The sequence below is a fragment of the Arenimonas sp. genome (assembly GCF_022842045.1).
In the GTDB taxonomy this organism is placed as follows: domain Bacteria; phylum Pseudomonadota; class Gammaproteobacteria; order Xanthomonadales; family Xanthomonadaceae; genus Arenimonas.
The window spans coordinates 158,479-167,996 of the sequence record NZ_JALHQI010000001.1; the positions used below are offsets into that span (position 1 = coordinate 158,479).

A 9,518-nucleotide genomic window follows, 5' to 3' on the forward strand; every position below is an offset into this window, starting at 1 on the left:
CAACGGGGCATGACGGCCCTGCTGCTGGCACTTGCCCTGCTGGCCGGCGCCGTGCAGGCATCGGAGCCGCGGACCGTGCTGGTGCTGGGCGATTCACTCTCGGCCGCCTACGGCCTGGCGCCCGAACAGGGCTGGGTGGCCTTGACCGCCGAAAAGCTGAAGGCCCGCCACCCCGGCTGGCGCATGGCCAACGCCAGCGTCAGCGGTGAAACCACCGCCGGCGGCGCCAGCCGCATCGCCGGCGAGCTGGCCCGGCACAAGCCCGCGGTGGTCGTGGTGGAGCTGGGTGCCAACGACGGCCTGCGCGGCCTGCCGCTCGAGCACACACGCGCCAACCTCGAGAAGATCATCCTGGCCTCGCAGCAGGCAGGGGCCCGCGTGCTGCTGGTGGGCATGCGCCTGCCGCCCAACTTCGGGCCTCAGTACACGCAGGGCTTCGAGCGCAACTTCGTCGAACTGGCCCAGGCCCACGGCGCCGCCCTGCTGCCCTTCCTGCTGGAACCGATCGCCACCGACCGCGAGGCCTTCCAGGCCGACAACCTGCACCCGGTCGCCGAGGCACAGCCACGCCTGCGCGACCACGTCTGGCCCGCGCTCGAACCCCTCCTCAAGTAATCCCCGTCCAAGGAACCCGACCATGCGAACCGTCCTCTCCGCCGCACTCCTCCTCGCCATCACCGGCTGCGGCGCCGGCGAAACCGGTGCGGCCGCCAGCGCCGCCGCGCCTGCCGCCGACGCCGCGCCCGCGCCGTCGGACGCTGTCGCCCGCTTCGCCAGCGAAGCCGGCGAACTCGAGGTCGCCACCGTCGCCGGCGGCCTGGAGCACCCGTGGGGCCTCGCCTTCCTCCCCGATGGCCGCTACCTGGTCACCGAGCGCCCGGGCCGGCTGCGCATCGTCGCCGCCGACGGCAGCCTGTCGGCGCCCGTGGCCGGCGTGCCTGAAGTCTTCGCCAAGGGCCAGGGCGGCCTGCTCGATGTCGCGCTCGATCCCGACTTCGCCACCACGCCCTGGATCTATCTCAGCTTCAGCGAGCCCGGCGAAGGCGGCGGCGGCACCTCGGTGGCCCGTGGCCGCTGGGAGAACGACGCGCTGGTGGACGTCGAGGTGATCTTCCGCCAGTCGCCCAAGCTCGACAGCGGGCAGCATTTCGGCTCGCGCCTGGTGTTCGACCGCGAGAAGCGGCTTTACGTGACCAGCGGCGACCGCGGCACCCAGCCCAACGTGCAGCCGCTCGACCTCGGCCAGGGCAAGATTTTCCGCATCGAGCGCGACGGCAGCATCCCCGCCGACAACCCCTTCGTCGGCCGCGACGACGCGCAGCCCGCCATCTGGTCCTACGGCCACCGCAACGTGCAGGGCGCGGCGCTGCACCCGGCCACCGGCGCACTCTGGCAGACCGAGCATGGTGCCCGCGGCGGTGACGAGCTCAACATCCCCGAGGCCGGCAAGAACTACGGTTGGCCGGTGATCACGCTGGGCGTGAACTACAACGGCATGCCCATCGGCGACGGCAAGACCGAGGCCCCGGGCATGGAGCAGCCGATGCACCAGTGGACGCCGTCGATCGCGCCCAGCGGCCTGGCCTTCTACACCGCCGACCGTTTTCCGGCCTGGCAGGGCGACCTGTTCGTCGGCGCCCTCGCCTTCCAGCGCGTGGTGCGGCTCGAGCTCGAAGGCGACAAGGTGGTGCGCGAGGAGGCGATGCTGACCGATCTCGGCGAGCGCATCCGCGACGTGCGCCAGGGCCCGGACGGCTACCTGTACCTGCTGACCGACGCCGCCAACGGCAAGCTGCTGCGCGTGGGCCTGGCCGCGGCGAACTAAGCCCGGGCCAGCGCCAGCAGCCCGGCGTTCTCGTGGACATGGCGGCCGCCCTCGCCCTGCGACAGCACGGCGACGGCGGCCGCCGCCACGTCCGCCGCGGCAATGGCGCGGTATCGACGCAGCGCGCCGCGCAGCAGCGGGTTGAACAGCGGCGCCAGGCGCTGGCCCCACTGCTCGGCCGCGCGTTTCTCGCTGCGTTCGCCGAGCAGCAGCCCGGGCCGCAGCAGGTCCAGCCGCTCGAAGCCGAGCTCGCCCAGCGCGCGCTCGGTCTCGCCCTTGACCCGAAGGTAGAAGTTGTCGGACTGCGCGCTGGCGCCGACCGAAGACACCAGCACCATGCGCGTGGCGCCCAAGGTGCGGGCGATGGTTGCCACGCGGATCACCAGGTCGCGATCGACCGCCAGGAAGGCTTCGCGCGAACCGGCCTGCCGGATCGTGGTGCCCAGTGCGCACACGCAGGCGTCCACGTCGCCCGCCAGCGCGCGCAAGTTGGCCGTGAGGTCGTCGTCGCGGGAGGGATCGGACAGGTCGGCCACCCACTCGAGATCGCGGGGCGGATGCGGCTGCCGCGGACGCCGCAGCAGCGAAACCACGGTCGGGCCATCGGTCCGGGCAAGCAGCTGCCGCCGCACTTCGCTGCCGACCAGGCCGGAGGCACCGGCCAGCAGCACGCGGCGGACGGAGTTCACCCTGTCACGCCCATTCGGTGAGGCCTTCGCGCTCGTACAGCGTGCGGAAGGACGGCCGCGCCTTCATGCGCTGCGCCAGCGCCGCCAGCTGCGGCCAATCGGTGGCGGGACGCGGCATGTTGCGCGACCAGCGCATCAGCATGGTGAGATGGAAGTCGGCCGCACTCACCGAGGCGCCCAGCAGGTAAGGGCCGCGCTTGGCCAGGTGCGCCTCGATGCGCTCCCACGCGGCTTCGATGCGTTGGCGGGCCAGCGTTTGCGCGGTTTCGGCAGGCGCCTCGCCCGCGGCTTCGGCGGGATAGAACCAGGTGCGGAACGCCGGCTGCAGGGTGTTGGCCAGGTGCAGCACCCACTGGTAATAGCGCCCGCGCTCGATGCTGCCCGGCTCGGGCGCCAGGCCGAAGGACGGATGCACATCGGCCAGGTGCAGCACCAGCGCCGCCGCCTCGGCCAGCGGCTCGCCGTGGACGAGCATCGTTGGCACCACGCCGTTGGGGTTGATCGCCAGGTACTCGGGGCGCCGGTGCTCTCCGGCTGCCAGGTCAAGCTTGCGCAGCTCATGCTTCGCGCCGATCTCGATCAGCAGCCAGTGCACGACCAGGCTGGCGGCGCCGGGGGAGTAGTACAGCGTGTACATGCAAGCTTCCGTTCGAACCGGGAGCCCGAAGCATACAAAAGAAAAGCCCCGGGATTGCGCCCGGGGCTTCGCTCGGTCCATGCGGACTCGATTACATGGGCTGCACTTCGTCAGCCTGCATGCCCTTCTGGCCCTTGACGAGCTTGAAGGAGACCTTCTGGCCTTCCTGCAGGGACTTGAAGCCGGTGCCCTGGATGGAACGGAAATGGACGAACACGTCCTCGCCGTTCTCGCGGCTGATGAAGCCGAAGCCCTTGGCATCGTTGAACCACTTGACGGTACCGATCTGACGATCCGACATAAAACACTCCTTGGAACGAATGGATTAATCGCTGACGGAAACATTCCGCCGCGCGACTGGGGTTGCAAGGAGAGCGAGGTGAAAAGATGTAGCGGATCGGTGGATCTACCGCATCAGGCCACGATTCACAGTGACCCTTCGCAAACACAGTCGCCGCGGACGATACGCCAGTCCGGGGCGGAATGCCAACACTTTCTGGTGGTCCCGCGTCAAGTGCGGGCGCCGTTCAGGTTCCGGCGCCGCCCGGCTCAGTCGACCGCGACCGGGATCTTGCCGATCCGGGACTGCCATTCCCGCGGCCCGGTGCGGTGCACGGACTCGCCGGTGGAGTCCACCGCCACGGTGACCGGCATGTCCCGGACCTCGAACTCGTAGATGGCCTCCATGCCCAGGTCGGCGAAGCCCACGACCCGGGAAGCCTTGATGGCCTTGGAAACCAGGTAGGCGGCGCCGCCCACGGCCATCAGGTAGACCGAGCGGTGCTTGCGGATGGCCTCGATGGCCGCCGGGCCGCGCTCGGCCTTGCCGACCATGCCCATCAGGCCGGTCTGGTCGAGCACCTGCTCTGTGAACTTGTCCATGCGGGTGGCGGTGGTCGGGCCGGCCGGGCCCACCACTTCGCCGCGGACCGGGTCCACGGGGCCGACGTAGTAGATGAAGCGGCCGCGCAGGTCCACCGGCAGCGGCTCGCCCTTGTTGAGCATGTCCACCATGCGCTTGTGCGCGGCGTCGCGGCCGGTGAGCAGTTTGCCGTTGAGCAGCAGCACCTCGCCCGGCTTCCAGCTGGCGACCTCGTCTCGGGTGACGGTGTCGAGGTCGACCCGGCGGCCCTTGGAGGCGTCGTAGGTCAGCTTCGGCCAGTCTTCCAGCGAGGGCGGCTCGAGCTGCACCGGGCCGCTGCCGTCGAGGGTGAAGTGCGCGTGCCGGGTGGCGGCGCAGTTCGGGATCATGGCCACCGGCAGGTTGGCGGCATGGGTCGGGTAGTCCTTGACCTTGATGTCGAGCACCGTGGTCAGCCCGCCCAGGCCCTGGGCGCCGATGCCGAGCGCATTGACCTTCTCGTACAGCTCGAGCCGCAGCTCCTCGGCGCGGTTGGACGGGCCGCGGGCCTGCAGGTCGGTGATGTCGATGGGCTCCATCAGCGATTCCTTGGCCAGCAGCATCGCCTTCTCGGCGGTGCCGCCGATGCCGATGCCCAGCATGCCCGGCGGGCACCAGCCGGCGCCCATGGTCGGCACGGTCTTGAGCACCCAGTCGACGATGGAATCGGACGGGTTGAGCATGGCGAACTTGGACTTGGCCTCGGAGCCGCCCCCCTTGGCCGCGACGATCACGTCCACGGTGTCGCCGGGGACGACCTTCATGTTGACGACGGCGGGGGTGTTGTCCTTCGTGTTGGTGCGCTTGCCGGCCGGGTCGGCCAGCACGCTGGCGCGCAGCTTGTTGTCGGGGTGGTTGTAGGCGCGGCGCACGCCTTCATTGACCATGTCCTCGATGCCCATCGTGGCGCCGGCCCAGCGCACGTCCATGCCGATCTCCAGGAACACGGTGACGATGCCGGTGTCCTGGCAGATCGGCCGGTGGCCCTCGGCGCACAGGCGCGAATTGATCAGGATTTGCGCGATCGCGTCCTTGGCCGCCGGGGATTCCTCGCGCTCGTAGGCGGCGGCCAGGTTCCGGATGTAGTCGACCGGGTGGTAGTACGAGATGTACTGCAGCGCGTCGGCGACGGACTGGATGAAGTCTTCCTGCTGGATCGGCTGGCTCACGGCGGGCGTCGGGTTGGCGGCGGGGCCGTGATTTTAGCCCAGCCGGCCCGGGTCGCGCCGCCTTCGGCGCGTCCCGGGCCCGGGGCTCACTCGCCGCCCGTGGGCCCGCCGACCGCCGCGGCATGGTTGGCGCGCAGGTAGTCCACGGCCAGGCTGGTGACGCGCGCGAGCATGGCCTTGTCGGCGCCCCCGAAGCTGTAGGCACCGGCCATGCCGGCCGCGTGCTGATAGAACTCCGGCTCGGCGATGACGGTGCCGGTGCCGGCATCGACGATGCGCAGTTTCAGCAGCACCCGGGACTTCCCCGCGAAGGCGCCGGCGAAGACGCGCTTGCCGCCGCTGATGAAGCGGATGCCGGCCACGTAGGGTTCGATGCGCAGCACGCGGGGCTCGCCCTCGACGGTGGCCGCACCGTTGACCTCGGCCAGCCAGGGGCCGATGCGCTCGTCGAGGTTGGCCTGCAGGTTGACCAGCGCCGCTTCGTTCGGCTTTTGGCCGGCCCAGGGCGCGCCCATGGTGATCCGGGCGACCTCGAAGCGATCGAAGGCCGAAAAGGCCTCGGCGGGCGCGGGATTGGTGGCCGACGAGGCCTCGATGGCGTCCTTGGCCAGCACCACCGGCGCGGCCAGGACCAAGGCAATCAACAGCGTGTGCAGCGAACGCAGCAGCGACATCCGGGGGCTCCCCTGTGTGTATTGGCGCGCCGGTCGGCGCGTCTTCACACGCTAGCAGAAGCCACCTCGGCTACTCCAGTTCGGTCCAGCGGGCGTAGGCCTGCTCGAGCTCGCCCTGCAGCTGGGACAGGCGCGCATTCGCGGCGGTCACCGCGTCGGCGGGCTGGCGGTAGAAGGCCGGATCCTGGATCTGCGAGGTCAGCGCGAAGATCTCGGCGTCCAAGGTCTCAATCCGGCCCGGCAGCTCCTCGAGCTCGCGCTGTTCCTTGTACGAAAGCTTGCGCTTTGCCGGTGCCGGCGCGGCGGGCGCAGCGGCCGGCTTGGGCGTCGGCGCGACCTGGGGCGTGAGCCGCGGCGACGCCGCGTTCGCGGCGGCGATGCGGGCCGCCATCGGCCGCTGGCGCAGCCAGTCGGTGTAGCCACCCACGTACTCCCCCACCCGGCCGTTGCCTTCCATCACCAGCGAGCTGGTGACCACGTTGTCGAGGAAAGCGCGGTCGTGCGAGACCAGGATCAGCGTGCCCGGGTAGTCGATCAGCAGCTCCTCGAGCAGCTCGAGCGTCTCGACGTCGAGGTCGTTGGTGGGTTCGTCCATCACCAGCACGTTGGACGGCTTGGCGAACAGCTTGGCCAGCAGCAGACGGTTGCGCTCGCCGCCGCTGAGCTTGGTGATCGGCGCCAGCGCGCGGTCGGGGCTGAACAGGAAATCCTGCAGGTAGCCCATCACGTGCTTGCGGCTGCCGTTGATCTCGATGAATTCGCGGCCCTCGGAGACGTTGTCGAGTGCGTTCCAGTCCTCGCGCAGCGCGGCGCGCAGCTGGTCGAAGAAGGCGACCTCGAGGTTGGTGCCGACCCGCACTTCGCCCGACTGCGGCTGCAGGTCGCCCAGCAGCAGCTTGAGCAGGGTGGTCTTGCCGGAGCCGTTCGGGCCGATCAGGCCGATCTTGTCGCCGCGCTGGATGACGGTGCTGAAGTTGCGCACCAGCACGCGGGCGGTGCCCGCGCGCACCGGCCCCTGCGCACCGCCCTCGCCGTCGAAGGCGAAGGAGATGTCCTTGGCCTCGAATACCTTGCGGCCGGACTTCTCGGCGCCGGCGGCGGCCAGCTTCACGTTGCCCTGCTGTTCGCGGCGCTCGGCGCGCTCGCGGCGCATGGCCTTGAGCGCGGTCACGCGGCCTTCGTTGCGGGTGCGGCGGGCCTTGATGCCCTGGCGGATCCAGACTTCCTCCTGCGCCAGCTTCTTGTCGAACAGCGCGTTGGCCTGGGCCTCGGCGTGCAGCCGCTCCTCGCGGCGGCGCAGGAAGTTGTCGTAGTCACCCGGCCAGCTGGTCACCTGGCCGCGGTCGATCTCGACGATGCGGGTGGCCAGGTTCTTCAGGAACTCGCGGTCGTGGGTGACGAAGACCACGCTGCCGCCGAAGTTCTTCAGGAACTCCTCCAGCCAGGCGATCGATTCGATGTCGAGGTGGTTGGTGGGCTCGTCGAGCAGCAGCAGGTCGGGCGCGGCCACCAGGGCCTGGGCCAGCAGCACGCGGCGCTTCATGCCGCCCGACAGCGCCGAGAACTCGGCGTCCTCGGGCAGGTCGAGCTTGCTGATCACCTGTTCGACGCGCTGTTCGATCTCCCAGCCGTCGCCGGCTTCGATCCGGGCCTGTACGGCGCCCAGTTCGTCCATGTCGATGTCATCGCCGTCATGCAGCAGGTGGTGGTAGCGCGCCAGGTCGGCGCCGAGTGCGCCCAGGCCCATCGCAACCACGTCGAACACGCTGCCGGCCAGGTCCTTGGGCACTTCCTGGGCCAGGCCGGCCAGGCGGCCCTCGCGCTTGACCACGCCGTCGTCGGGCGTGATCGCGCCGCCCATCAGGCGCAGCAGGGTGGACTTGCCGGCGCCGTTGCGGCCGACGATGCAGACGCGCTCGTTGCGCTCGATCGTCAGGTCCACGGACTCGAGCAGGAGCGGGCCGCCGACGCTGTAGTCGACGCCTTGGAAGGTGATCAGGGACATCCGCGCAGTTTACAGGCTCGCCCGCCCCGAAGCCCGCGCCGGATGCCCTAAGATCGGGCCAGACCCCGGGGAACCCGCCATGGCCCGCACTTCACGTTTCCGCGCTTGCCCGCTTTGCGAAGCCATCTGCGGCCTCGAGCTGCAGTACGAAGGCCCCGGCCTGGTGGCCATCCGTGGCGATGCCGCCGACCCCTTCAGCCGCGGCCACGTCTGTCCGAAGGGCAATGCGCTGCTGGACCTCGAGGCCGACCCCGACCGCCTTCGCCGTCCGCTGCGCCGCCGCGGCCGCGACTGGGAGGAAATCAGCTGGGACGAGGCGCTGGCCGAGGCCGGCGAGCGCCTGGCCGCCGTGCAGCGCGAGCACGGCGCCGATGCGGTGGGTGCCTACCTGGGCAATCCCAACGTCCACCATTTCGGCCACATCGCCTACCTGCCCGCCCTGCTCCGCAGCCTGCGCTCGAAGAACCTCTTCAGCGCCTCGTCGGTGGACCAGTGGCCGAGCCAGTTGGTCGACTGGCTGATGTACGGCCACCAGTTCCTGCTGCCGATCCCGGACGTGGACCGCACCGACTACTTCCTGATGTTGGGCGCCAATCCGGTGGCGTCCAACGGCAGCCTGATGACGGCGCCGGGCATCGCCCGCCGGCTCGAGGCGCTGGCGGCGCGCGGGCGCCTGGTGGTGGTGGATCCGCGCCGCACCGAGACCGCCGCGATCGCGAGCGAGCACGTTTTCATCCGGCCCGGCACCGACGCCTGGTTCCTGGTCGCGCTGCTGCAGGAATTGCTGGCCCTGGGCGCGCCGCGCATCGAAGCCTACGAAGGAAAGCTGCGCGGACTGGAGCAGGCGCTGCGTGCGCTGGCCGCCTTCGATACCTCCGACGTCGAGGCCCGCACCGGCGTGCCGCGCGCACGCATCGCGGCCATCGCCGCGGATTTCCGCGCCGCGCCGGCCGCCGTGGCCTACGGACGGATGGGGGTGTCCACGCAGGCCCACGGCACGCTTTGCCAGTGGCTGATCCAGCTGGTGAACCTGGTCACCGGCAACCTTGACCGCGTGGGTGGCGCCCTGCCGAACGAGCCCGCCTTCCCGGTCACCGGGCCCGGCACCTCGGCAGGCCACCGCGACCGCTGGCGCAGCCGCGTCCGCGGCCTGCCCGAGTTCGCCGGCGAACTGCCGGTGTCGGTGCTGGCCGAGGAAATCCGCACGCCCGGCGAAGGCCAGCTGCGCGCCCTGCTCACCTGCGCCGGCAACCCGGTGCTGTCGACGCCGGACGGACGCGGGCTGGATGCGGCGCTGGCGAGCCTGGATTTCATGGTGTCGATCGATGTCTACCTCAACGAGACCACCCGCCACGCCCACCTGATCCTGCCGCCGGCCTCGCCGCTGACGCAGCCGCATTACGACGTGCACTTCAACGCCTTCGCCGTGCGGCGGGTGGCGCGGCTGAGCCTGCCGCTGCGCGAGCGCGGCGACGATGAGCGCGCCGACTGGGAAATCATCGATGGGCTCGGTGCGGCCCACGCCGCGGCGAGCGGCAAGCCCTGGCGCGCCCTGCCGCCGCCGCTGGCGATGATCGAGGCAGGCCTCGCGCGCGGCGGCACCGGGCTGGACGTCGCG

Annotated in this window: 9 protein-coding genes; 3 read left to right on the forward strand and 6 right to left on the reverse strand. The window is 70.5% G+C overall.

Translation table 11 applies throughout. The annotated features are described in order from the left end of the window. The first annotated feature begins 9 nt into the window (after positions 1 to 9). Both Q0C12_RS00765 and Q0C12_RS00770 read left to right on the forward strand, forming a co-directional pair. Positions 10 to 615, forward strand: coding sequence for an arylesterase (locus Q0C12_RS00765; protein ID WP_290884803.1), 606 nt, complete (start codon positions 10 to 12; stop codon positions 613 to 615). Between the two features lie 22 nt (positions 616 to 637). Continuing rightward, on the forward strand, positions 638 to 1,825 hold the full coding sequence (locus Q0C12_RS00770; protein ID WP_290884806.1) for a PQQ-dependent sugar dehydrogenase: 1,188 nt from the start codon (positions 638 to 640) through the stop codon (positions 1,823 to 1,825). On the opposite strand, the gene Q0C12_RS00775 is transcribed toward Q0C12_RS00770, so the two are convergent. The 6 genes from Q0C12_RS00775 to abc-f form a co-directional block, all read right to left on the reverse strand. Further along, positions 1,822 to 2,514 carry an NAD(P)H-binding protein gene (locus Q0C12_RS00775; RefSeq protein WP_290884809.1) on the reverse strand — a complete coding sequence of 231 codons (693 nt, stop codon included), beginning with the start codon at positions 2,512 to 2,514 and terminating at the stop codon, positions 1,822 to 1,824. The genes Q0C12_RS00770 and Q0C12_RS00775 overlap by 4 nt on opposite strands. Before the next feature lie 4 nt (positions 2,515 to 2,518). Next, the gene (locus Q0C12_RS00780) at positions 2,519 to 3,151 is read right to left on the reverse strand and encodes a glutathione S-transferase family protein (RefSeq protein ID WP_290884812.1); all 633 of its coding nucleotides are present in this window, start codon (positions 3,149 to 3,151) and stop codon (positions 2,519 to 2,521) included. A gap of 91 nt (positions 3,152 to 3,242) precedes the next feature. Beyond that, positions 3,243 to 3,452: a cold-shock protein gene (locus Q0C12_RS00785; protein WP_026816018.1), complete on the reverse strand. Its 210-nt coding sequence runs from the start codon at positions 3,450 to 3,452 to the stop codon at positions 3,243 to 3,245. Positions 3,453 to 3,700: 248 nt separating this feature from the next. Beyond that, complete coding sequence (locus Q0C12_RS00790; protein WP_290884815.1) at positions 3,701 to 5,221, reverse strand: fumarate hydratase; 1,521 nt, start codon at positions 5,219 to 5,221, stop codon at positions 3,701 to 3,703. Positions 5,222 to 5,307: 86 nt separating this feature from the next. Further along, positions 5,308 to 5,895, reverse strand: coding sequence for a hypothetical protein (locus Q0C12_RS00795; RefSeq protein ID WP_290884818.1), 588 nt, complete (start codon positions 5,893 to 5,895; stop codon positions 5,308 to 5,310). A 70-nt stretch (positions 5,896 to 5,965) separates the two neighbouring features. Then, positions 5,966 to 7,900, reverse strand: coding sequence for a ribosomal protection-like ABC-F family protein (abc-f, locus tag Q0C12_RS00800; protein ID WP_290884821.1), 1,935 nt, complete (start codon positions 7,898 to 7,900; stop codon positions 5,966 to 5,968). Positions 7,901 to 7,979: 79 nt separating this feature from the next. Here abc-f and Q0C12_RS00805 point away from each other — a divergent pair. Beyond that, a partial coding sequence (locus Q0C12_RS00805; protein ID WP_290884824.1) for a molybdopterin-dependent oxidoreductase occupies positions 7,980 to 9,518 on the forward strand: 1,539 nt, incomplete at its 3' end.